General features: G+C 55.9%; 21 protein-coding genes and 1 riboswitch. Of the genes, 15 read left to right on the forward strand and 6 right to left on the reverse strand.

What is annotated here, in order from left to right; all coding sequences use genetic code 11:
- Positions 1-12: 12 nt before the first annotated feature.
- A riboswitch (PreQ1 riboswitch) is annotated at positions 13-58 on the forward strand.
- A 7-nt stretch (positions 59-65) separates the two neighbouring features.
- On the forward strand, positions 66-815 hold the full coding sequence (locus ACE6ED_RS12795) for a queuosine precursor transporter (protein WP_410827555.1): 750 nt from the start codon (positions 66-68) through the stop codon (positions 813-815).
- A gap of 452 nt (positions 816-1267) precedes the next feature.
- Here ACE6ED_RS12795 and ACE6ED_RS12800 read toward each other — a convergent pair whose 3' ends face one another.
- Complete coding sequence (locus tag ACE6ED_RS12800; protein WP_410827556.1) at positions 1268-2155, reverse strand: NAD-dependent epimerase/dehydratase family protein; 888 nt, start codon at positions 2153-2155, stop codon at positions 1268-1270.
- Between the two features lie 271 nt (positions 2156-2426).
- Positions 2427-3524: a M24 family metallopeptidase gene (locus ACE6ED_RS12805; protein WP_410827557.1), complete on the reverse strand. Its 1098-nt coding sequence runs from the start codon at positions 3522-3524 to the stop codon at positions 2427-2429.
- A 450-nt stretch (positions 3525-3974) separates the two neighbouring features.
- On the opposite strand from ACE6ED_RS12805, the gene ACE6ED_RS12810 reads away from it, so the two are divergent.
- The 3 genes from ACE6ED_RS12810 (at position 3975) to ACE6ED_RS12820 (ending at position 6768) form a co-directional block, all read left to right on the forward strand.
- Positions 3975-5282, forward strand: a complete 1308-nt coding sequence (locus ACE6ED_RS12810) for a PQQ-dependent sugar dehydrogenase (RefSeq protein ID WP_410827558.1) — start codon at positions 3975-3977, stop codon at positions 5280-5282.
- Between the two features lie 92 nt (positions 5283-5374).
- Positions 5375-6220: an SDR family oxidoreductase gene (locus ACE6ED_RS12815; RefSeq protein WP_410827559.1), complete on the forward strand. Its 846-nt coding sequence runs from the start codon at positions 5375-5377 to the stop codon at positions 6218-6220.
- A gap of 41 nt (positions 6221-6261) precedes the next feature.
- A complete protein-coding gene (locus ACE6ED_RS12820) occupies positions 6262-6768 on the forward strand; it encodes a GNAT family N-acetyltransferase (protein WP_410827560.1) in 507 nt (168 codons plus the stop codon).
- Positions 6769-6811: 43 nt separating this feature from the next.
- Here ACE6ED_RS12820 and ACE6ED_RS12825 read toward each other — a convergent pair whose 3' ends face one another.
- Positions 6812-7159 (reverse strand): winged helix-turn-helix transcriptional regulator, encoded by a 348-nt coding sequence (locus tag ACE6ED_RS12825; protein WP_410827561.1) that lies wholly within the window; start codon positions 7157-7159, stop codon positions 6812-6814.
- An 82-nt stretch (positions 7160-7241) separates the two neighbouring features.
- Between ACE6ED_RS12825 and ACE6ED_RS12830 the strand changes: the two genes are divergently transcribed.
- The 8 genes from ACE6ED_RS12830 (at position 7242) to ACE6ED_RS12865 (ending at position 17026) form a co-directional block, all read left to right on the forward strand.
- On the forward strand, positions 7242-7514 hold the full coding sequence (locus ACE6ED_RS12830) for a YqkE family protein (RefSeq protein WP_410827562.1): 273 nt from the start codon (positions 7242-7244) through the stop codon (positions 7512-7514).
- A 257-nt stretch (positions 7515-7771) separates the two neighbouring features.
- Positions 7772-8725 (forward strand): ABC transporter permease, encoded by a 954-nt coding sequence (locus ACE6ED_RS12835; protein ID WP_410827563.1) that lies wholly within the window; start codon positions 7772-7774, stop codon positions 8723-8725.
- Complete coding sequence (locus ACE6ED_RS12840; protein WP_410827564.1) at positions 8722-9666, forward strand: iron chelate uptake ABC transporter family permease subunit; 945 nt, start codon at positions 8722-8724, stop codon at positions 9664-9666. The genes ACE6ED_RS12835 and ACE6ED_RS12840 overlap by 4 nt, the downstream gene beginning before the upstream one ends.
- Positions 9660-10421, forward strand: a complete 762-nt coding sequence (locus ACE6ED_RS12845) for an iron ABC transporter ATP-binding protein (protein ID WP_410827565.1) — start codon at positions 9660-9662, stop codon at positions 10419-10421. The genes ACE6ED_RS12840 and ACE6ED_RS12845 overlap by 7 nt, the downstream gene beginning before the upstream one ends.
- A gap of 161 nt (positions 10422-10582) precedes the next feature.
- Positions 10583-11608: a siderophore ABC transporter substrate-binding protein gene (locus ACE6ED_RS12850; protein WP_410827566.1), complete on the forward strand. Its 1026-nt coding sequence runs from the start codon at positions 10583-10585 to the stop codon at positions 11606-11608.
- Between the two features lie 192 nt (positions 11609-11800).
- Positions 11801-13891: a serine hydrolase gene (locus ACE6ED_RS12855; protein ID WP_410827567.1), complete on the forward strand. Its 2091-nt coding sequence runs from the start codon at positions 11801-11803 to the stop codon at positions 13889-13891.
- A gap of 403 nt (positions 13892-14294) precedes the next feature.
- Positions 14295-15743, forward strand: a complete 1449-nt coding sequence (locus tag ACE6ED_RS12860) for an RtcB family protein (protein ID WP_410827568.1) — start codon at positions 14295-14297, stop codon at positions 15741-15743.
- On the forward strand, positions 15740-17026 hold the full coding sequence (locus ACE6ED_RS12865) for an AAA family ATPase (protein WP_410827569.1): 1287 nt from the start codon (positions 15740-15742) through the stop codon (positions 17024-17026). The genes ACE6ED_RS12860 and ACE6ED_RS12865 overlap by 4 nt, the downstream gene beginning before the upstream one ends.
- 461 nt (positions 17027-17487) lie before the next feature.
- Here the strand turns inward: ACE6ED_RS12865 and ACE6ED_RS12870 are convergent, their stop codons facing one another.
- Entirely contained in the window at positions 17488-17610 is a 123-nt protein-coding gene (locus ACE6ED_RS12870; RefSeq protein WP_410827570.1) for an RCKP-type rubredoxin-like domain-containing protein, read from the reverse strand.
- Positions 17611-17836: 226 nt separating this feature from the next.
- Between ACE6ED_RS12870 and ACE6ED_RS12875 the strand changes: the two genes are divergently transcribed.
- The 3 genes from ACE6ED_RS12875 to ACE6ED_RS12885 all read left to right on the forward strand — a co-directional run bounded on the left by ACE6ED_RS12875 (position 17837) and on the right by ACE6ED_RS12885 (position 19670).
- Positions 17837-18343: a metallophosphoesterase family protein gene (locus tag ACE6ED_RS12875; protein ID WP_410827571.1), complete on the forward strand. Its 507-nt coding sequence runs from the start codon at positions 17837-17839 to the stop codon at positions 18341-18343.
- Between the two features lie 126 nt (positions 18344-18469).
- Positions 18470-18931, forward strand: a complete 462-nt coding sequence (locus ACE6ED_RS12880) for a GNAT family N-acetyltransferase (protein WP_410827572.1) — start codon at positions 18470-18472, stop codon at positions 18929-18931.
- Between the two features lie 22 nt (positions 18932-18953).
- Positions 18954-19670: an HAD family hydrolase gene (locus tag ACE6ED_RS12885; RefSeq protein WP_410827573.1), complete on the forward strand. Its 717-nt coding sequence runs from the start codon at positions 18954-18956 to the stop codon at positions 19668-19670.
- A gap of 280 nt (positions 19671-19950) precedes the next feature.
- Here ACE6ED_RS12885 and ACE6ED_RS12890 read toward each other — a convergent pair whose 3' ends face one another.
- Together ACE6ED_RS12890 and ACE6ED_RS12895 are read right to left on the reverse strand one after the other, a co-directional pair.
- Positions 19951-21036: an FAD:protein FMN transferase gene (locus tag ACE6ED_RS12890; RefSeq protein ID WP_410827574.1), complete on the reverse strand. Its 1086-nt coding sequence runs from the start codon at positions 21034-21036 to the stop codon at positions 19951-19953.
- 267 nt (positions 21037-21303) lie between these two features.
- On the reverse strand, positions 21304-22236 hold the full coding sequence (locus ACE6ED_RS12895; RefSeq protein WP_410827575.1) for a glycosyltransferase family 2 protein: 933 nt from the start codon (positions 22234-22236) through the stop codon (positions 21304-21306).
- Between the last annotated feature and the right edge of the window lie 38 nt (positions 22237-22274).

The following is a 22274-nucleotide window of genomic DNA, read 5'->3' on the forward strand; positions in this document are numbered from 1 at the left end:
CTTCGTTAGAGCGAAGCCGCGGTTCGAAACCATCCCGCGTAAACAAAACTAGGAGGAATTTAATCATGTTCAATTTGTGGTGGGGGGCGCTGTTTGTCCTCGTCAACTATGCCTTTTTTCTGCTGAGCTATAAGCTGTTCGGCAAAAAAGGGATGTACGCCTGGGTGGGCGTTGCCACTGTTCTTGCCAATATTCAGGTGGTCAAAACGATCGAGATGCCGCCCGGCATCGTCATGACGCTTGGTAACACGATGTACGTGACCCTGTATATGGCAAGCGATTTGCTGAATGAAAAATACGGGCGAAAAGAAGCGCGGACCGCGGTCTGGTTCGGATTTTTCACCTTGATTATTACGACGGTCATTATGCAGATGGCGATTTTGTTCCAGCCGTTCGGCGACGGCTCGGGAGTTCAGGCGCCGCAGACGGCAATGGAGACGATTTTCGGGATGATGCCCCGGCTTGCTTTGGGTAGTTTGACCGCTTATTTTGTCAGCCAGCTGCTGGATGTACGGCTGTACGCCTGGATCCGCCGTTACTTCAGCCACTCGCGCCAGCTCTGGATCCGTTCCAACGGCAGCACGATGATCAGTTCTCTGGTCGATACGCTGATCTTCTGCACGATTGCTTTTGCCGGAATCTATGATTGGGGTGTATGGCTCGAAATTTTCCTGACGACCTATTTGGTCAAGTTCCTGCTGACCGGGTTGGGGACGCCGGTGCTGTACATTGCGCGTTCGTTTAAGTTCGAGGAAGACGAGCGGGAACGGGAGCAGGTGCAGCCGTCCGGACATGCGTCCGCGGCCGGTCGCTGAGTTAGCGTCCTGGTGGGGGCAGGCTAAAGGCGGTAAAGGCAGGCTAACGAACTGCAGCTTTGGCAAGCGGGATTAAGCCCAGGATAGGCTTGACCGATTTATATATTGGTAACATAGAAGGGGCTGTCCCATAAGTCGCAGTGTGACGGGGGACAGTCCTTGCTTCGTAATACACTTGGCTCACTTTGTGGAGTGTCTACGCTTACGTATCTAACCAGGCGTATGTGTGATTCCGGCCTGCCAATGTGAATAATTGACACTGTGGGTCAGTAGCGGTCTAACGGGAAGGCTCGACCGCGGAAATTTTGTACGATAGTTTCGCTCAAAAAAATAGCCGAACCGTAAGATGACCCTCCTACTCCCCATCTGCGGTGCGGCTTTCTTTATTAGCAATTCGTGTAATTTGGAAGCTGTCTTTCTTACGTAAATCACTTCTGGGACAGCCCCTATTTTTATACGGTAAGCTCACGATGAATGGCGGAGATCAGCGGAGGTAGCCAATCCTTCAGCTCACGGAAGGTGTAACCCGCTGCCCGAGCTTTGTTGGTATCCATATGCCAGGATTGTTCAATTCCAAACGGCGACTGGTGCTTTTCCGGTGTTTCTTTGCGGATATCTGCCTTTTTGCCGGTTTCCCGTTCGATCATGGCTATCAGCTCTCCAATGGTCACGGTTCCGCCGGAGCAGGCGTTGACCGGGCCGGAGAAGGTCCCTGCTCCCAGGGCATACAGGAAATCGGCGGCCTCGTCCGAGGTAATAAACGAAATGCGGGCATACGGGTTCGGCACGCCAATCGGTTCACCGCCAAGGATATGCTCGACATGAAAATGCAGGCGTCTTGTGTAGTCATCTTCGCCCAGAACAATCGGGAACCGCACGGCAGCTGCGGAAAAATCACTCTGCTGGAGCAAAACCGCTTCCGCAAGCCGTTTTCCCTCCTGATAAGTGAAATCGTCTTTGCTCCCCTGCCGTATGGGATAGCCATACGGGTCGAACATGCCCTCGGTTAAGGCGTCCGGCTGGGGATCGTAAACGGACAAGCTGGAGGTGAGAATGTATCTTCCGGTTCTTCCCTGAAACAGGTTCCGTGCCGACAGCGCATCGTCCGGCGAATAACAGATGTTGTCGTATACAACGTCCCAAGACGAGTCTCCCAGCGCTTCCTCCAGCTGTCCGGGATTTGAGCGGTCCGCCCGCAGCCGGGTGACGTTGTCGCCGAAGCCGTCGCCGGTGTTCCCCCGCGTGAGCAGGGTTACTTCGTGGCCGGGATGCTGAATGAGGCGGCTGACCAGTTTTTTGCCGAAGAAACGGGTTCCTCCAAGCACCAAAACTTTTTTCATCACAGATTCCTCCTTGATTGCTAGGGTACGGTTTTCGTGGTTTGCTATACCTCATCATAATAGAAACGCATTGAGGACGAAATAAGATACGGAGGCGTAGACAATGACGAAGCCGAACAAAGCGCTGAATCTAATTGATGTGCAGGAGGCAATGTTCTCTTAGCCGGGAATGTCCAATACATCGGACTGTATTCAAAAAAACGGTTCTCCGCTTGGTTGCGGGAACCGTTTTTTTACGCTGCTGCGGAACAAACTTTTGGTTACCGCACGTTTAGGAACCAAACGACAGCACAGTGAGATCTTTCGGGAAAGAAGTTAGCGTTACCGCGCCATCCGGCGAGACGTATACTTCGTCTTCGATCCGCACGCCGCCTGTTCCTGGGACATAGATGCCCGGTTCGACGGTAAAAACATTGCCGGTTCCGACGAGATCCTCATTCCGGCTGTGCAGGGACGGATATTCATGTTCGTCCATGCCAAGCCCGTGTCCAACCCGGTGCATGAAATAAGGCCCATAGCCTGCGTCCTCGATGACACGCCGCGCGGCGCGGTCAACGGAACCGTACGTTTGCCCGGGGATGGCGGCTGCGATGCCGGCCAGATTGGCTTCAAGCACGGTATTGTAGATGCGTGTAAGCTCGGGTCCGGCTTCTTCCAGCGCAAACGTGCGTGTAATGTCGGAGGCATAACCGTCCGCAAAAACACCGAGGTCGAACATTACCAGCTCCCGGGGCTGCAGCTTGCGGCTGCCGGGAACGCCATGAGGCAGGGCCGTGTTCGGTCCGGACAGCACCATTGTGTCAAAAGACGGCCCTTCCGCGCCCACCTTTTTCATCTGATATTCCAACTCCGCCACCAGATCGGCTTCGGTTACCCCGGGTTTGATATGGGTAAGCCCCCGGCGCAGCACCTCTTCCACCAGCTCCGCCGCCCGGCGCATCCGCTGCACTTCATCGGGCGTCTTGCGGCTGCGCATGGCCCGCAGCGCCGGTCCGATATCGGTATAATCGGCTTCCGGCGCAGCCTGCCGGATCCGGTCGAACCGGGCGACCGACAGATGCTCCTTTTCGATGCCGACCGTACCGCCGCGGCCGCCAAGCAGCTTCTGCAGCAATGCATAGGGATCATCCGAGTCGGTGTGGGCGATAAGCCGGGAGACGGAGGACGCGGTCCGCGCTTTCTCTTCATCCAGGGCGGGCAAAATCAGCGCGGGTTCCTCGTTCGGCTGCAGAATCAAACCCAGAAACCGTTCATGCGGATTGGTGGCAAAACCGGTCAAATAGTATACGTGTTTCGGATCGGTTACCAGGACCGCCCCCAGTCCCAGCTCCGTAATTTTGCCGGTAAGCTCGCGTAAAGCGTTGTTCATTGGTTGTTTCTCCTTTCGCGTAAGCAAGCGATGGATTCATTATAGATCAAAATCCGGTGCTGCGCACGGACATACATCCCGCTATATTTCTGCTGTAGGATCCCCATCACCCAGTCATGCTCTCCTCCGTGCGTTTGCCATGCGCCAAGCCATATTCCAGCCATGCTCCCCGTACGTATAGCGGGCATTGAGTCATACGCCCGCCTTGCGTCTGCCATGCGCCAAGCCCATATATCCCGCCGAGTCCTGACCGTTTAGGCAGTGCGGCGGCCGGGTAATAGTACCGGATTCTCCATCTGCAGTGCGGTTTATTCCTATTCATATCGGACAATTTGTGTTCAAACCGATCTATATCGATCTCTTAGCGATAAACAAAAGGAGGTAACCTGATTATGCTCCATCCACCAAAACGTTTGGGCGTGTGGCGTCCCGCTGCCCTGGGGGCGGCGATTGCGCTGTTTGCGGCAGGCTGCGCCAGCGGAAAAGAGGACGGCGGGCAGCGGCCAACGGGCGGGGCGGCGAACGCCAGCCAGCCCCGCGGCTTCTTCGCCTGCTGCCGGCGGCGCTGTCCCTGATGGTGCCGGCGCTTCACCATCGCCATCCGCTCCCGGAGCGGACGGTGCTGCTCCGCCGGAAACGGCGCGCGCTTCCGCCGGTACGCCCGCTGCCGCGCCGCCTGCAGCTTCCGCTCCAGGCGGCAGGGAAGCAGCGGACGGAGCTGCGGAACACGCCTATTCCGCCGAGACGCTGCTTCAAGGCCTTGACGTGCCTTGGGACATCGCTTTTGCGCCTGACGGACGGCTGTTTTTTACCGAACGTCCGGGCAAGCTTAGAGTGGTGGAGCAGGGTGAGCTCAGGGCCAAACCGCTGTACGAGGTGCCTGCGCCGTTTGTCAGCGAAGGAGAAGGCGGACTGTTGGGACTGGCGCTGCATCCCGACTTTGAGAACAACGCATTCGCTTACGTCTATCACACGTATAAGGCGGCGGACGGCGGACAGATCCAGAACCGCGTATTGCGGCTCAAGATCGGCGGCGAGCGGGCCGTCCTGGACCGGGTCATTCTGGATGGGATTCCGGGCGGCGTGAATCATAACGGCGGCCGAATCCGGTTCGGACCGGACGGGATGCTGTACGTAACGACCGGGGACCGCTATGAACCGGAGCTTGCCCAGGACCGCGAGAGCCTTGGCGGCAAAATTCTGCGGATCGCGCCGGACGGCTCCATTCCGGCCGATAATCCGTGGCCGGGATCGCCGGTGTACAGCCTCGGCCACCGGAATCCGCAGGGCCTGGCCTGGCATCCGGAGACGGGCGGGCTGTACGCGTCGGAGCACGGCCAGTCGGCCCATGACGAGATCAACCGGATTGAAGCAGGCGGCAACTACGGCTGGCCCCGGATCGAAGGAGACGAGACGGACGGCAGGCTGAAGCCGCCGCTGCTGCACAGCGGCGAAGATACGTGGGCTCCATCCGGGATGACGTTCGTCTCCAAGGGGGAGCTGAGCGGCCGTCTGCTGGTGGCAAACCTGGCGGGACGCCAGCTGCTTGAAGTAACGCCGGAACGGGAAAACAGGGAAGACAGCGTAGCTTCCGCCCGGCGGCTGTTCCCGGAGGAGTGGGGCCGCCTGCGTACGGTGGCGGAAGGTCCTGACGGACGCCTGTATGTGCTGACGAATAACCGGGACGGCCGGGGAAATCCAGGAGAAACAGACGACCGGATCATTGTTTTGACACCAGCTGAAGGAGCGGGGTCATGATCCCGGCTTTCACCGGAAGCCTGACTCTTTCTCTAGCGTCGGCCTTGGTATAGAATAGGACGTAAGCATGCGAAAGGAAGGGATCGGACCGGATGCAGCAGCGTACGGCGATTGTTACCGGGGCCAATTCAGGGATGGGATTGGCCACCGTCAAGGAATTGTCCCGCAGAGGATACACGGTAATCATGGCCTGCCGCAGCCGGGAACGCGGGGAACAGGCATTGGCCGAAGCAAGGGCGGCGGGAGGAAGCGGCCGCATCGAGTTGATGCTGTGCGACCTGGCTTCCCTGGACAGCATCCGCGGTTTCGCCGAGTCGTTTGCGCACCGTTATCCTGTGCTGGATGTCCTGATCAACAACGCAGGGGTGGTTATGCTCAAACGGAAATTGACTAAGGACGGCTTCGAAATGGATCTCGGCGTCAATCACCTCGGCCATTTTTTGCTGACCTGCCTGCTGCTGGACCGGCTGAAAGCATCGGAGCAGGGAAGGGTCGTCACCGTCGCCTCCGGCGCGTACAAAATCGGCTCCATGCATTACGGGGACCCGACATTGGCGCGCGGTTTTAATCCGGCCAAGGCGTATGCCCGTTCCAAGCTGGCGAACATTTTGTTCACGGCGGCGCTGGCCAAGCGGCTAAAAGGAACCAGGGTGACGGCCAACTGCCTGCATCCGGGCGCCGTAGGCACAAACATCGGCGTGAACCGGGAGACCGGCTTTGGCAGGTCGATTGTGAAGCTGCTGTCCCTGTTTTTCCTGACACCGGAGCAGGGGGCGGACACCGCGGTTTATTTGGCGGATTCTCCTGAGGTGTCGGGTTTATCGGGCGGCTATTACTACCGCCGGCGCCTGCAAAAGCTGGCGAAACGGGCGGAAGACCCGGATGAAGCGGAGCGGCTCTGGCAGTGGAGTCTGGAGCAGGTGGGCCTGCGGGATTAAAGCGGCATCCTGCCTATTACTAGCAAAAGGGGAAGACAACAATGGATTGGCATAATGCCCAAATTGAAGACGCAGTCGCCGGGGATCTTCCGGCGATTGTAGACATTTATAACTCTACGATCGCAGGCCGCATGGTAACGGCGGATCTGGAGCCCGTCTCTGTGGAAGACCGGCAGCGCTGGTTCGAAGAGCACAACAGCCACCACCGTCCGCTGTGGGTGCTGCGGCGGGACGGTGAAATTGCCGCTTGGCTGAGTTTTCAATCGTTTTATGGCCGCCCGGCTTATAACGGAACGGCGGAAATCAGCATTTACGTAAGCGAAAGCAGCCGTTCAGGCGGCGCTGGCAGTCTTCTGCTGGCCAAAGCGCTGGAAGAAGCCCCGCGGTTGGGGCTGTCGAACCTGGTGGGTTTCGTGTTCGGCCACAATGAACCAAGCCTTGGTCTTCTGCGCAAATTCGGCTTTGAACAGTGGGGACTGCTGCCCGGCGTTGCAGAGCTGGACGGCGTGAAGCGCGACCTTGTCATTGTAGGACGCAAAGTAGGGTAACCGCAAAGAGGCAGGCCTGTTGCGGCTGGCAGGTGCAGCAAGTTTATGTGCCTGAGTCCGGCCCGCAATCCGTCGCTTCTTCCGTCTCAACCCATGTTTCCGACCAGCGGTGCAGCTCCCGGAGGACCGGTTCGAACGCAAGTCCTTTCTCCGTTAAAGAATATTCGATCCGCACCGGAGTCTCGGGGTACACGTCCCGGCGGACGATGCCTTCCTTCTCCAGGTCCTTCAGTCTTTCGGAGAGCAGCCTTCCGCTCAGCGGCAGCGCCGATTCTATGCCGCTGAAGCGCTGGGGCCCCGGAAGCAGCTGATCGATGATCAGGCCGGTCCAGCGCTTGCTCAGCACCTGCATCGCTTTTTCAAAGCGCGGGCACAGGTTGTTCGGTTTCATGTCACTCACCTCTCGATAATCAATATAAACACAAGCGCCCGACTACAAACAAAAGGCGTGTTTTAAGAAAGGAAGAGGTCCAATGGCCAAAAAGAAAAAAACGGCGCCCGCTCCCCGCGCAGGGGCGGGAAACGCGTCTCAGGAAGCAAAAACCACACTGAAGGACCTGCTTGGCGGAGACATCCTCGGCAAGCTGAAGGCGCAGGCGGATGCGCTTAAAGAAGAAGAGGCCGAGCGCAAAGCGGCGGAGGCCCAAGCGAAAGAGGAAGCGCGCAAAGCCGAGCAGAAGCGCTTGGACAATGATTTTGCCCACCTGCTGGAGAACAGCAGCGAGGATTGGCGCAAATTCAAATAGACGTTAACCATTGGGATCGACCGGGCTGAGTACAGTCTGGCGGTCCTTTTTTTGTGGACAAAACCAGCTTCGCACGAGACATTCCAAGGCTCTGTTTTCCGGTATAAAACATTAAAAATTTTATGTATTTAGCCCGCTACTCGGTTGACAAAAAACCGGGAATCCGTATAATCGTACTTAATGCAAATGAAAATCATTATCATTTATGAGCGAAAGTCCGGTGTTTCCGGCCGTCTTGATTGGAGCAGGTACCCGCTATGAAACTTCGATATCTTATACTGCTGCTGATCCTGTTATCGTTCCTCTCCGTGTTTGTGGGCGTGACGGATATTTCGCCGCTTGATTTGCTGTCGCTGACGGACGCCCAGCTTCAGGTGCTGACGGTCAGCCGTCTGCCGCGGCTCGCCGCCCTGATTCTGGCCGGCGTCAGCATGAGCATAGCCGGTCTGATCATGCAGCAGCTGTCCCGCAACAAATTTGTGTCCCCGACTACGGCAGGCACAATGGATTCCGCGAGGCTCGGCATCTTGGTTTCGATCATGCTGTTTTCGGGAGCGTCCGTCTTCCAGAAGCTGCTGATTGCGTTTGCGTTTTCGCTGGCCGGGACCTTTATCTTTATGCGGATTCTTGAGCGGATCAAATTCAAGGACAGCATCTTTATCCCGCTAGTCGGGCTGATGTTCGGCAACATCATCGGATCGGTCACCACGTTTTTTGCGTACAAAAACGATCTGGTGCAGAACATCTCCGCTTGGCTGCTGGGGGACTTCTCCAGCGTGATGAAGGGGAATTACGAACTGATTTACATCAGTCTTCCGCTCGTCATTCTGGCTTATCTGTTCGCAAACCGGTTTACGGTGGCGGGCATGGGCGAGGATTTTGCCGTCAATCTCGGTCTGAACTACAAAACGGTGGTGAATATTGGCCTGATTATTGTGGCGATGATTTCGTCGGTGGTCATTTTGACAGCCGGTACGATCCCGTTTCTCGGGCTGGTGGTTCCCAATATCGTTACCCTGTACATAGGCGACAATCTGAGAAAAAGCTTGGCGCACACTGCAATCCTGGGAGCCGTGTTCCTCCTGTTCTGCGACATCCTGGGCAGAGTGATCCTCTACCCGTATGAAATTTCAATCAGCCTGACCGTCGGCGTCATCGGCAGCGCGTTATTCCTGTATCTGCTTATGAGAAGAAAGGCGCATGCCGTATGAAAATGAAGTTGACGATCTTGGCCGCCGCAGCCCTCGCGCTCATCGCGCTGTTTATGACCTTCCGGGCGGGAGGCAACTGGGATTACATTCTTCCCAGCCGGGGCCGCAAAGTCGCTGCGATTGTGCTGACCGGAGCAGCAATCGCGTTTTCCACCGTCGTGTTTCAGAGCATCACGAACAACCGGATTTTGACGCCCAGCATTCTTGGCCTCGATTCGCTGTATATGCTGATTCAGACCTTCGGGGTGTTTGCTTTGGGTTCGGCCAATATGACGTTTATGAACAAAAACATCAATTTCCTGTTCTCCACAGGGGCGATGATTTTGTTTTCCGGCGTGCTGTACCGGCTGATGTTCCGCAGGGAAGGGCGCAACCTGTATTTCCTCCTGCTGGCGGGGATGATTCTTGGAACGCTGTTCCAGAGCGCTTCGTCGTTTATGGAGGTGCTGATTGATCCCAACGAGTTCCTGGTCCTGCAGGGCAAAATGTTTGCATCCTTCAACAATGTGAGCAGCGACCTGCTGCTGGTGTCGGCCGCCGTAATCGTGCTGACCGGACTGTATTTTATGCGTTTCGCCAAATACCTGGATGTGATTGCGCTTGGCAAAGACGAAGCGGTGAATCTTGGCGTCGATTATGCTTATGTGGTCAAACGGCTGCTGATCGTCATTTCGGTGCTTGTTTCGGTATCGACCGCATTGGTTGGTCCGATTACATTCCTCGGCCTGTTGGTGGCAAATCTCGCCTACCAGCTGCTGAAAACTTACAAGCATGCCTATCTGATTCCAGGTGCGATGCTGCTGGGCATTGTCGCTTTGATTGGCGGACAGTTTCTTGTGGAGCGTGTCTTCACCTTCACGACAACGGTCAGCGTGATTATCAATTTTGCGGGGGGCGTGTATTTCGTCCGGCTGCTGCTGAAGGAGAACAAGTCATGGTAGAGGTCAAACAGGTATCCAAGCGGTACGGCCCGATGCAGGTGGTCGACCAAGTTTCGCTGAACATCGCCAAAGGCAAAATCACTTCCTTTATCGGTCCAAACGGAGCCGGCAAAAGCACCCTGCTGTCGATGATCAGCCGCCTGATCGACAAAGACGCGGGTGAAGTGCTGATCGAGGGGCAGGAGATTACGCGCTGCAAAAGCAAGGAGCTGGCGCGCAAGCTGTCGGTGCTCAAACAGAGCAACCACATCGGCGTCCGGCTGACCGTGGAGGACCTCGTGGCCTTCGGCCGTTTCCCGTACTCGCAGGGACGGCTTACGGCGGAGTGCCGGCGGATCGTTGCCGAGTCGCTGGCCTATATGGAGCTGGAGGACCTGAAAGACAAGTACATCGACCAGCTCAGCGGCGGCCAGCGGCAGCGGGCGTACATCGCCATGGTCATGGCGCAGGACACCGAATACATTTTGCTGGATGAACCGCTTAATAATCTCGACATGAAGCATTCGGTCCAGATTATGAAGGTGCTGCGGCGCCTTGCGGACGAGCGGGGGAAGACCATCGTACTGGTTATCCACGACATCAATTTTGCTTCCTGTTATTCCGATTACATCGTTGCACTGAAGAATGGACGAGTGGTCAAGGAAGGGCCGGTGGACGAAATAATCGATTCGGCGGTACTCAGCGAGGTCTACGATATGGAGATTCCCATCGAGATTATCGGCGGTAAAAAAATCGGCGTGTACTTCGGCACTTAAAGCTTGCGTATAGAGGTCATTACCGCATGCTGGACGAAGGCTGGCCGGGAGAAACGGGAAACCGCATCTCCCGGGTTAGTCCACCCGTTGGAATGGAAGAACAACCTGTCCGGTATGCGGAATTATAGTTTAACCAACATCGATTTAGGGGGATTCAGACAATGAAGAAACATGCGCTTCTTATTGTAATGACGCTGCTCATGGCCGTGGTGGTTGCAGCTTGCGGAAGCAACAACAATGCTTCTACATCGGGTAACAACGGAGGAAGTGTTGATAAAACGGGGGCTGCTGCTGGTTCGTCCACGGCAGAGCCGTCGGCGTCGCAAGCGGCGGAGCCTGCCGAAATTACGGTAACCCACAAGCTGGGCGAAACGAAGGTCGGCGTGAAGCCTGCGAAGGTCGTTGTGTTTGACTTCGGCACGCTGGACTCGCTGGATAAGCTTGGCGTAGAGGTGCTGGGGGTACCGAAATCGAATCTGCCTTCGTATCTGTCCAAATATGAAGATGCGAAATATGAAGATGTCGGCGGTCTCATGGAACCGGACTTCGAGAAAATCAATTCCCTTCAGCCGGATTTGATTATCATTTCGGGCAGACAGCAGGATGCCTATGAGGAGTTCAGCAAAATCGGGCCGACGATTTTTATGGGTGTGGATAATGCAAAATACATGGATTCGTTCACAGAAAACGTAACGCTGCTTGGCCGGATTTTTGGCAAAGAGACGGAAGCCAAAGCGGAGCTTGACGCAATTAGCAAGTCGATTGAGGACCTCAAAGCAAAGGCTTCGGCAAGCGGTAAAAAAGCGCTGGTTATCCTCGCGAATGAAGGTAAAATCAGCGCTTATGGACCGGGATCGCGGTTTGGCATCCTGCACGATGTGTTTGGATTTGCCGCTTCGGACGACAGCATTGAAGTGTCGACACACGGTCAAAGCGTATCGTTTGAGTATGTAGCCGAAAAAAATCCGGATTACCTGTTCGTTGTGGACCGCGGCGCTGTGGTTGCGGCGAAGAACGGGGAGTCGAAGCCGGCAAAAGAAACGGTGGAAAACGATCTGGTGAAGAATACGAACGCATTCAAAAATGGGAAAATTGTCTATCTTGATCCGAACTACTGGTATCTGTCCGGCGGCGGACTGGTATCGGTAGCCGAAATGATCAAGGAAACGCAGACGGTACTGGAGTAGATGAAACTGAGAGTTCAAACGGAGCCGCCAGTTTAAGCGGGGCAACAGCCGCATATACGAAGGGGCCGCACTGCAAGCCGGCCGGCAAAAGGGTTTATCCTTTGCCGGCCGGCTGTTTTTTTTTGCACATCCCGTTACCTGAACGCCTTTCTGGCGTAATTAGGGGTATACCCCAAAGAATGGAGTGAAGCAATGAGAACCAGCTTTGAGCAAAACAAGCCTTTCTGGTGGATGAGGACCGTGCTTGCGGCTGCCCTCTTTATGACGCTGCTAGCCCCTGCCGTTCAGGCGGCTCCGGCTGCAGGACAAACCGCCAAACAGGGCAAGCCGCTGACAAGCGCCAATGTGTCGGCATTCCTGAAGAAGTTTTTTGCTTCCGAGCAGGCCAAGCCGAATTACGTCGGCGCTACCGTCGTGGTGGTGAAAGACGGACAGACCGTGTTCCAAAGCGGTTATGGCTTTGCGGACAAAGCCAAAAAGAAGACTGTCGATCCGAACGAGACGGTATTCCGGATTGCGTCCATTTCCAAGACATTTACCGCCGCGGCTGTCATGCAGCTGGTGGAACAGGGCAAGGTGAACCTCCAGGAAGATTTTCGTACATACACCGGGCCCTTGGAGTTCGATAATCCGTTTGCCGAACCGGTGACCGTCGGGCAGCTGCTCACGCATACGACCGGTTTCCGGATTCAGGACCCGAAGCAGGAAGACATACACAATGATTTGACCAAGGTTGTCAGCATTGAAGATTATGCACGCAACAACATGCCTCCGGTTGTGCGGGAGCCGGGCAGCTCGTACATGTACGACAATTTTGCTTACCTGCTGCTTGGCCTGATTGTGGAGAAGGTGAGCGGCGAGCCGTTTGACGACTACATGCAGCAGCACATTTTTACACCGCTTGGGATGGACAAAAGCGGATTTAAGCTGGAAGGCAAACTCAAATCAGACCTTGCCACAGGCTATGACGCCGCGGGCAAACCGATTGATCTGTACGCCGTAACGCCAACCGTCATGCCGCAGGGCGGCATGTTATCAACCGCTGATGATATGGCGCGGTTTATGAACGCTTTTCTGAACGGAGGAACGCTGGGCAACAGCCGGGTCCTGGAGGAGAATACGGTTGCTGAAATGCAGCAGTACCGCTCCAGCATTCACGCGCTGCTGCCGGACACAACCTACGGGTTTGAGGCGGCTTCCCAGCTTCCAGGCGCGGGCAGCAGCACATCGATCATCGGCAAAGCCGGCGATTTGATCGGCTTCAGCTCGTACATGTTCCTGATCCCAGAGCAAAAGACCGGCGTCTTTATCGCTTATAACAAGCAGGGGATTCTCCGGGAGCTGTTTTATCCGGCATTTATCGCCGAGTTTTTCCCGCAGTACGCTTCTCCCGCAGCGAACTGGATGCCTAATCCGGCGCCCGGCGATAACCTGAAGGCGTATGAAGGCTATTATGCCGACCTGCGGCTGAAGAGCCTGGTCTCTTCCGTTACTTACAGCGCCAAAGAAGGCCTGGTGATTTCCGATGCGATCCTTGGACCGCGTAAGCTGATCCAGGTGGATAAGGGACTTTTTTCCGACCAGCTCACCGGGAAGTTCACCGCATTCAAGCTTGGCGAAGACGGCAGAATGTACTTGAAGGAGCCTTACCTTAACCCGCTTGGTTATGAGCAGCGGGGCGTAGAGCCAAAAGGCTTTGCCGATGTGACGGCGAAACACCCGTACGCCAAGCCGATTTTGATGCTGCAGTCACTGGGTTACTATGAAAACGATCCGGCGAAAAAATTCCTGCCAAAAAGCGGAATCACCCGCGCCAAATATGTGCGGCTTTTGCTGGAAGCCAGCGGAGTTCCGGGCAGTGAGCAGATGAGCAAACCGGTATTTTCCGATATTGCGGGCCATCCGGATGCGGCTTATGTGCAGCGCGCGGCGGAGCTCGGCATGATTAAGGGAATAAAAGGCGGAAAGTTTAAGCCAAATGAGGTCATTACACGCCAGGAAGCGGCGGTAATGATCTGGAGACTGCTTGCGCCGCAGTACCCGGCCGAGCTGTTCAAAAATGTGAAGCTTGCGGGCAATACGGATGAATGGGCGGTGCCTGCGGTCAAAATGATGGTCGCTTTTGGACTGCATGGCCCGCAGGCGGTGAAGGATGCCAAGGGAGCGGTCGATTTCCGGTCCAGACAGCCGCTTACGAACCAGGAAACGGCGGCCATTGTGTACGCTCTGTTTACCCAGCCGGTGGACCAGATTGCGGCACAATTAATGCAGACTAAAAAATAGTTTCCAGAAACAGGGTTGACAACAGCTTGTTTTAGCATTTATCATTGGTTCTAACATTACAAGAAGGGAGGCCGACCGGTCATGATCGTCAGAACATCGCAGCAGTCCCAATTTCATACCCGATTTTTTCTTTCATCTGATCGCATCGCCTCCAATCGGGAGACGTAAGGGCTTAGATCTGCTTCGCCATGAACAACGGTTTATGGCACGGCAGACTCCAATTGTGCGGACGCCGGACGGCGTCTGCAGCAGGGAGCCGCGGATCATGAGGATCCGCGGCTTTTTTGCGTCCAAAAAGACGGGAACGGGACATAGGAGAAGGGACATAAAAGGCGGAAAATAAGGACGGAACATATAGAACGGAACTATAGAACGAAACAAAGAAAGGATCGAGTTTATTTTTATGAATACGAACATACAACCAGCGGGCATCACGCCCAGCTACAAGCACGAAGTAAAGCTCCCGAGCGGCGATCTTCATGTCTATGCCAGCGATCAGCTGTTTGGAGAGCTGGATTACAAGGTGCTGGAGATGGCGAACAACAATTTGCAAATCCCGGGCATCGCCTATATGAGCTATACGCCCGATGTACACGTCGGGGTGGGTACCTGCATCGGCACAACGGCCGTCTGGGATGCCGAAGATGGAATGGTCTCCCCCACGATCGTCGGCAGCGACATCGGCTGCGGCATGCGGGTTCATTTGACCAATCTCCAGCGGGAGGATCTGCAGGATATTAAGCTGCGGAAAAAGCTGGTGCGCACGATTGAAAAGTATTTGCCGATGGACACGCGCGAACGCGGCCATTACTCGGACATCCGGCTGGAGCATGTTGTCCGGAAGGGCCTGCAAGGCCTGCCGAACAAATACGTATCCGACAGCTACACCCCCAAGAAGGCCACTTCCCTCACGCATGTGGAAATCGCAAGACAGCCATTTGACGAAGAGGTGCTTGGCGAGCTTCCGGATATGATGTGGCACCGCGCCCACCGGCAGCTTGGCACACTGGGCGGCGGCAATCATTTTGCGGAGATTCAAGCCATCGAGATTGCGGAGGAGAACCGTGAGACCGCTGAGCACTGGGGGCTGAAGGACGGACAGATTGTCGTCATGATCCATTCGGGTTCGCGCGCCTGGGGCGGGGCGGTAAACCAGATGTGCACCCCGGATTTTGCCAGAGCGATGAGCAAGCTCGGCCTCGGGACGGCTGACCCGCGTCTGATGTTCGCACCGCTTGCGCATCCGGCGGCCCAGCGCTACGTGAACCTGATGTATTCGGCGTTGAACTACGCGGTGGTCAACCGCCATCTCATCGCCCATTCCATCCGGGAAGCATTCCGGGACGTTTTTGGCCCGCGCTGCGAATTCCGTACCCTGTACGATCTGATGCACAACTATGCGCGGGAAGAAACCATGGATGACCGGAACGTGTTTGTGCACCGTAAGGGAGCGACACGCGCGCTGCCGGCCGGCCATCCCGGCAACCCGAAAGCGTACGCGGAAACCGGCCATCCGGCGCTCATTCCAGGCTCCATGGGTACGTCTTCGTATCTGATGGTAGGCCGGCCCGATGGGGCGGACAACTACTATTCCATCTGCCATGGAGCGGGACGCGCACGGTCGCGTTCGGCGACAAAGCGGATGGTCACCGTCGGACAGTTCGCAGGGGCGCTTAAAGTGGGCACCCCCGACGAGGTTGTGGTCAACCAGCGTTCGCTGGAGACCATTTTGGACGAATCGCCGCAGGCCTACAAGGATGTGGATGAAATTATCGAAAGCGTGACGGGAGCGGGCCTGGCCAGTGTGGTGGCCAAATGCAAACCGCTTGCGGCACTGAAAGGAACCAAATGAGGAAACTGACAATGGAACGGCCGGCGGTCATCTACCGCCGGCAAGAAGGTGAAACGGCAATTCGGGGATATGCCGCCCACTCCCGTCTGGTTGAAGGGATTCTAAATGCCCTGTACAGACGGTATGGCGTTGAATATGAGCTGTATGCAAGCGACGACCCCAACAGCGAATATTGGAAGCTGCTGGAGCACGATATCCGCTCGGGCGATGAACGGGTGGAGCATGTCGCCCGCATTTTCGAACGGCTGGAGGAACGAACCTTCGCGTATGACGACGACAAGGAGCTGCCGGATTACGGCGTGCATCTGTCGGTGCGGAACAATGTGTTTGCTTATCCGGGTATGGGCGTGGCGTTAGCCCGGGTCCCGATTTTTCTTGATCACGGGATCAACTTTCAGGATTTCGTGTTTGCGGCTTCGGATGAACAGCTGAAGGTTTTTCTCGGTAATGTGCGCATCCGCCAGAGAGAACAGACGCTGAACCAGGTTACGGTGTTCACCGACCGCAGAAACGGCATTTCTCGAGAAGACGAGCCGATTACGCGTGCGGTCCGGCGGGAGGATGTAGTGCTGGAAGCCGAGCTGAAAGAAGAGATCTACCGTTCGCTGGACCGGTTTTTCGACAGCGACCGCACGTTTTACCGGACTTACAATATTCCTTACAAACGGGGAATTCTGCTGTACGGCCATCCGGGCAATGGCAAAACGACGTTGGTTAAATCGATTGCCGGCAGTGTCTCGGGGCCGGTGGTCTACTGGCAGATCACGGAATATACAAGCAGCGAGTCGGTAAACGAGGTGTTTGAAGCGGCCGCCCGCCTGGCCCCGATGGTGCTGGTGATCGAGGATATCGACTCCATGCCGCAGGAGGTCCGCTCTTTTTTCCTGAATACGCTGGATGGGGCGACCTCCAAGGAAGGCATTTTTCTGATCGGCACAACCAACTATCCGGAAAAAATCGATCCGGGCCTGATGAACCGGGCGGGGCGGTTTGACCGGGCTTATGAGATCAAGATGCCGGACCTTAACCTCCGGCGGCAGTATCTGGAGCTGCGCGGCTTTGCCCAGTTTGCCGGAGAGGAAGGAATCCGGGAGGCTGCGCGCCTGACCGACGGGTTTTCGCTGACCCAGCTCGGCGAGCTGTTTGTCAGCGCGGCGCTGGAGTGGCATGAGCATGGCCGCGCCGATTTGCAAGCGCTGGTTCAAGGCATGCGCTCCGAGCTGGACAAAGGAAAAAAGCAGACATGGATGAAAGAAGAAGGGAACGGAATCGGATTTTTCTGATCCCGTAAATCCTGAAGCCGTACCAATCGTACATGCCGGCCGGCAGCCGCTATTGCAGCAGCCGGGCCGGCGTTTTTTTTATTTTGCGGCAGGTGTAACTTTGCGGCAGGTAAAACGTGGATTCCAATAAGGGGTAACCGGCCCGGCCAAAGAGCTGCTGAAGCAGAAAACAGTCCCGTAGGTCTCCTATTTGCGGTTAGGCAAGGTTGCTCTCTGGAATGGGAGTGTGGACCGGCCTTTCGAGTAGGACCGGTCCGCGTGGGGACTGCTAAAGGACTGCTAAAGGACTGATTAAAGACCGGATTAAAGGCCGGATTAATGCCCGGATCAGTTTCCGGACTTATGCCGGATCGGTATGCGGATCCATGTCTGAGGCCATGTCCGAAATCATGTCCGAAATCATGTCCGAATCCATACTTGAAACCATGTTCGTTTAAACTTACACGTGAACCGCCCAGCGGTTATTGCGCCGCCTGCTCTTCCACTTTGACGAATTGCCCTTTACTTTCGCATGCGGGGCATTTCTGCGGCTTGCAGCGGCCTTCCTTTGTTTCGCCGCATGCCGTGCACTGCCATTTGGCCATACCGAGTCCCTCCTGCTTCCCTTTGGATTTGTGTTTGATCTTATCAGAACCGGCGCGGACAAGGCTGGGAAGGAAATCACAGGAAGTGGACGATGGCCGTGAGTGGGCGTAAAATGGGCAGAGAAGGCGCTGTTCCGGGTATTGGCGGGATAAGCACACACGGGCCGGTACGCAGCGCGCGGCAGGGAAACAACCAAGAACCGAATCGGAGACGGAGGGAATCCTTATGAAGATCGGCGTAGTATCAGATACACACATGTCGCGGATGGCCAAGGCGCTGCCGCAGACGCTGCTGGAGCATTTTCGGGGCATTGACCTGATTTTGCATCTGGGAGACTGGGTCGTGCTGGATGTGTATGAGCAGCTTGCGGCGCTTGCCCCCGTGGAAGGAATCGCGGGGAATAATGACGGCCGTGAAATCGTCAGCCGGTTCGGCGAGAAAAAAATTCTCGATTTGGCAGGCCGCCGGATCGGCCTTGTTCATGGACATAAGCCCTACACGGGCAGAGGAACGGATGAAAATGCCCGCCGTGCCTTCCACGGCGAGCAGCTGGATGCCATCCTCTTCGGGCATTCCCATCAGCCGTATATCCGAAACGACGGTGGAGTGCTGCTGTTTAATCCGGGATCGCCGACAGACAAACGCCGGGAACGGCAGTATTCGATTGGCCTGCTGGAAATCGGAGATAGCGGCATCGAAGCCCGGCATGTGTTTTTTGACAGCAAAGAGTAAGAGTAAGAGTAAGAGTAAGAGTAAGAGTGCAAACGATCGGGCATCCGGTCCATGGGCTTTCCCGCCGCCTATCCTTACAATGGGTTTGAGAAACATGATTTTAGGCGGAAAAGGGGAGCGAAAAGCATGACGGAACAAAATCGGTTTATCCTGCGGCAGGCGGGAGCAGAGGATTTGGCGCAGCTTGCGAAGCTTTTTAATGAATATCGTGTTTATTACGGGCAGGCATCCGATGTGGAGGCAGGCGCTGCTTTTCTGGCGGAAAGGCTGGAACGGAAGGAATCGGTTGTATTTCTGGCGCTGACTCCGGAAGGAGAGGCGGTTGGCTTTACGCAGCTGTACCCGTCTTTTTCATCCGTCTCGGCCAGACGGCTGTGGATCTTAAACGATCTGTACGTCGGTGAAGCGCACCGGGGAGCGGGCGCGGCTACTCAGCTGATGCGGGAAGCGGAAAGTTTTGCCCGCGCCACGGGAGCGAAAGGGCTGACGCTGACGACGCGAAAGGATAACCTGACCGCCCAGCGGCTGTACGAAGGGCTAGGATACGTTCGGGAAGAAATGTTTTACGCCTATTATTTTAATTTTTGAAAGTTGAAAGGAAATTCTCGGTTTGAACAACAATGATAAACTAGCGGTATTTTTTGATCTGGACGATACGCTGTACGATCACCTGATCCCTTTTCGCGAGGCGGTGCGGGAGGTGGTCCGGCCGGATGAAGCGGGACTGTCCTATCCGGAGCTGTTCCATCTGGTCAGACATCACAGCGACCTGCTGTGGCCGAAGTATCTGAGCGGGGAATTGGAGCTGGAGGAAACCCGCGAGCTGCGGCTGGTCCGGGCGTTTGAAGAGTTCGGCATGCCGCTTGACCGCCCGGTGGCGGCGCAGGTGCAGAAGGCGTATATCGGCCGGCAATACGAGATTGAGATGATGGACGGGGTGCTGCCCATTCTGGAGCGGCTGCTGGACGCGGGACATCCGGTTGGCATTATCACCAACGGCCCCGAAGACCATCAAATGAACAAAATCCGCGCGCTTGGAGTGGACCGGCTAATTCCGCCGGAGATGATCTTCATTTCCGATGCGGTTGGATTGGCGAAGCCGGACCCGGAGATTTTTGCTTATGCCAACCGGCAGTCGGACACCCGCCCGGAGCAGAGTTTATACGTCGGCGATACGTGGCAGAATGACGTGGCCGGCGCATTGGCCGCCGGCTGGCGGGTGTGCTGGTTTAATCCGCGGGGAAGGGAGCCGGGAACGGACTGTACTCCAACCCATGTGTTCCGTGATTACCGGGAATTCATGGAGCTGCCGATCATCCGGGGCTAGATGGATACGGAAGGAACAAATCTGGGTGTGAGTACGAAAACAGGGGCTGACCTTTGCCGCAGTATTGCAGCAGGTCAACCCCTGTTTTTGTTTGCCGGACGGCCGCCAAGCAAACCGCCGTACAGCTGCGGGCAAACCGCCAAACTGCTGCGGGAAACCGCCGAACTGCTGCGGGCAAACCGCCGGACAGCTGCCAGACAAACCGCGGACGGCCGCCGTACAAGCCGCCGGACAAACCAGCGTCAAGCCCCTAGCCCTCAGATCATCGGCAGCCTATCGGCTAGTCGGCAAAATCGTATTCGGGATCAGTCAAATTCAACCGTTCCCTGATGCCAGGAGTGGCGTAAATCTTGTTATCCTCCGTAATAAAGAAGGCCTCCACATTATCCAGCGATTCGATGTACTTCATACCTTTTTCCAGGCCCATAAGAAACACGCCGGTCGACAAAGCGTCCGCGTCTGTGGCGTTAGGACTCATAATTGTAATGCTTTTTAGGCCGTTCTGCGCCGGAAAACCTGTGTGCGGGTCCAGAATGTGGTGATAACGGACGCCATCCTGCATGAAAAACCGTTCATACACGCCGGAAGCGTCGATCACTTCGTCGGCGATCTGAATCGTGCCAAGCTGGGTGCCGCGGCTCTTATCGGGATCCTGGAGGCCGATGTTCCACTTCACGCCGCCCGGCTTCGTTCCCAGTCCGATAATGCTGCTGCCGCCAAGGTTGATCATGGCGCTGTCGATCCCTTCGCTTTTCAGATACTCGGCGATTTTGTCCGCAGCGTACCCTTTGCCGATGCCGCCAAGGTCAAGCACCATGCCTTCCCGCTTCAGCATTACCGTCTTGTTTGCTTCGTCGATAACGATATCTTTGTAATTGGTCAGCTTCACCGCCGCGTCGATGTCCGCTTGATCCGGCACACGCTCGCCGCCTTCGCCGATCTTCCACAGGTCGACCAGCGGTCCGATGCTTGGATCGAACAGACCGTCCATGTCTTCGGCATATTTTACCGACAGCTTCACAATCTCCAGCGTATCTTCCGATACGGCGACAGCTTTTTTTCCGGCCGCCTGGTTCACCGCATACACTTCCCCGTCCGCTTCCGTCCGGCTGATCTGGCGGTCGATCGTCTCCAGAATTTGTCCAATGTGGTCCATATGCTCCTGGGCTGCTTTGTCCCCGTTCAACCGGATATTAACCACCGTATCGTAAATATAAAACGTCTGCTCCAGAGGTGGCGTTTCGCTGCTGTCCGCAGACGGAGCGCTTGCCTCCTTGCCGTCTCTAGTCAGCATAACAGCTGCAAAAACCGCGGCAGCGATAATAATGACCGCCAGGAGCAGCAGTGTTTTTTTGTTCTTAAGCATGGCTCACCATCCGTAATAATGTAGTCTTTTCTGCCCATCTCTCCTATCATAACCCAGATGGGACGGGCATGGATACATAGAATTGACAATTCGGAGAAGGGAAGGAGCAGCGAAAAGGAGGAGGAACAGGCTGGCGGCTTAAAAAAGGAGGCTTGATGCATACGGAGAGAGGAGGCCGGAGAGAGGAAAGGTGATCTGGGTGGGATGGAAAGGCACCACCGGACATCTGCCGGAGAGAAAACACAAACGCGAACAGCCGGACTGAAATTAGTCCAGCATGTATTCGCGGTATTTGTTTTTGCGGGGATTCAGAACAAAAGCAATGCCTTTTACATAACCGGAAACGGCGTTAAAGTTGCGTTTTAGCGTGGATTTTACAGTCAGATAAGATAGTGTCCACAGCAGCGCGGCGTAGTTTCTGGGGGGAGCCTTGCGCAAATTCAGCAAATAATAATGATTGACGGCGGTGGCGAGCGCCACCCGGCCGGCTTTGTCCCGCGAACTGGGGGACTCGTGGTGGGTGATCTTCATCTCGGGATTGATGACAAGCTTGCCGTACCGGCTTGCCAGGTGGCACATATAAATATCGTCCGCGACCGCATAGCTGGTCATCCACGGATAAGGCTTCATGTCCTTAAGGGCGGAGGCGCGGAACGACATATTGCATCCGTGAAAAAAATCCGTCTCAAATACGCCGGTCGTCTCGTTCCAGCGCAAGAGCGAGCCTGCAAGGCTGCTGGCCGACAGCCGTCCGGGCGAGCCGGACATCTGGCAGGTCAACATGCCGAGCAGCTTGCCGGCTCGGCTGGCCGACAGGCCTTTGGCGATGCCGCCCACGCCGACGATCCGTTCGTCGCTGCGGTAGGTGTCCAGCATCCGGCGGATATAAAGCGGATCGTCCAATTCCGCGTCGTCGTCGAAGGACAAAAGAATCTCCCCGTCGATCAGGGACAGCGCTTCGTAACGCGACAGCCAGACGCCGGGGCGTGTTTTTTTGTAGTAGCGCAGTTCTGCGCGGGGCAGCGGTGCAAGTGCGGACCGGTAGGCTTCTAGCGCACTTTCCGGCAGCTCGCCGTCATCCACGATAAGCAGCTCAAGAGAGACGTCGTCCAAGGCCGTCTGCCTGCCAATCGACGCGATGCACCGGGTCAGGTCGTCCATCCGGTTGCGGGTGGGAATGACGATGGACACATCATGCATGTAGGCGTCCTCCTTTTTGTGCCGATTTTTGTGCTAGG

Origin of the sequence: Paenibacillus nanchangensis, assembly GCF_046543445.1 — a bacterium.
Lineage (GTDB): Bacteria > Bacillota > Bacilli > Paenibacillales > Paenibacillaceae > Paenibacillus_AQ > Paenibacillus_AQ nanchangensis.

Coding starts and splice junctions, on each gene's coding strand:
- ACE6ED_RS12795 (WP_410827555.1), top strand. CDS start 66: ATGTTCAATTTGTGGTGGGGGGCGCTGTTTGTCCTCGTCAACTATGCC.
- ACE6ED_RS12800 (WP_410827556.1), bottom strand. CDS start 2,155: ATGAAAAAAGTTTTGGTGCTTGGAGGAACCCGTTTCTTCGGCAAAAAA.
- ACE6ED_RS12805 (WP_410827557.1), bottom strand. CDS start 3,524: ATGAACAACGCTTTACGCGAGCTTACCGGCAAAATTACGGAGCTGGGA.
- ACE6ED_RS12815 (WP_410827559.1), top strand. CDS start 5,375: ATGCAGCAGCGTACGGCGATTGTTACCGGGGCCAATTCAGGGATGGGA.
- ACE6ED_RS12820 (WP_410827560.1), top strand. CDS start 6,262: ATGGATTGGCATAATGCCCAAATTGAAGACGCAGTCGCCGGGGATCTT.
- ACE6ED_RS12825 (WP_410827561.1), bottom strand. CDS start 7,159: ATGAAACCGAACAACCTGTGCCCGCGCTTTGAAAAAGCGATGCAGGTG.
- ACE6ED_RS12830 (WP_410827562.1), top strand. CDS start 7,242: ATGGCCAAAAAGAAAAAAACGGCGCCCGCTCCCCGCGCAGGGGCGGGA.
- ACE6ED_RS12835 (WP_410827563.1), top strand. CDS start 7,772: ATGAAACTTCGATATCTTATACTGCTGCTGATCCTGTTATCGTTCCTC.
- ACE6ED_RS12840 (WP_410827564.1), top strand. CDS start 8,722: ATGAAAATGAAGTTGACGATCTTGGCCGCCGCAGCCCTCGCGCTCATC.
- ACE6ED_RS12845 (WP_410827565.1), top strand. CDS start 9,660: ATGGTAGAGGTCAAACAGGTATCCAAGCGGTACGGCCCGATGCAGGTG.
- ACE6ED_RS12850 (WP_410827566.1), top strand. CDS start 10,583: ATGAAGAAACATGCGCTTCTTATTGTAATGACGCTGCTCATGGCCGTG.
- ACE6ED_RS12855 (WP_410827567.1), top strand. CDS start 11,801: ATGAGAACCAGCTTTGAGCAAAACAAGCCTTTCTGGTGGATGAGGACC.
- ACE6ED_RS12860 (WP_410827568.1), top strand. CDS start 14,295: ATGAATACGAACATACAACCAGCGGGCATCACGCCCAGCTACAAGCAC.
- ACE6ED_RS12865 (WP_410827569.1), top strand. CDS start 15,740: ATGAGGAAACTGACAATGGAACGGCCGGCGGTCATCTACCGCCGGCAA.
- ACE6ED_RS12870 (WP_410827570.1), bottom strand. CDS start 17,610: ATGGCCAAATGGCAGTGCACGGCATGCGGCGAAACAAAGGAAGGCCGC.
- ACE6ED_RS12875 (WP_410827571.1), top strand. CDS start 17,837: ATGAAGATCGGCGTAGTATCAGATACACACATGTCGCGGATGGCCAAG.
- ACE6ED_RS12880 (WP_410827572.1), top strand. CDS start 18,470: ATGACGGAACAAAATCGGTTTATCCTGCGGCAGGCGGGAGCAGAGGAT.
- ACE6ED_RS12890 (WP_410827574.1), bottom strand. CDS start 21,036: ATGCTTAAGAACAAAAAAACACTGCTGCTCCTGGCGGTCATTATTATC.
- ACE6ED_RS12895 (WP_410827575.1), bottom strand. CDS start 22,236: ATGCATGATGTGTCCATCGTCATTCCCACCCGCAACCGGATGGACGAC.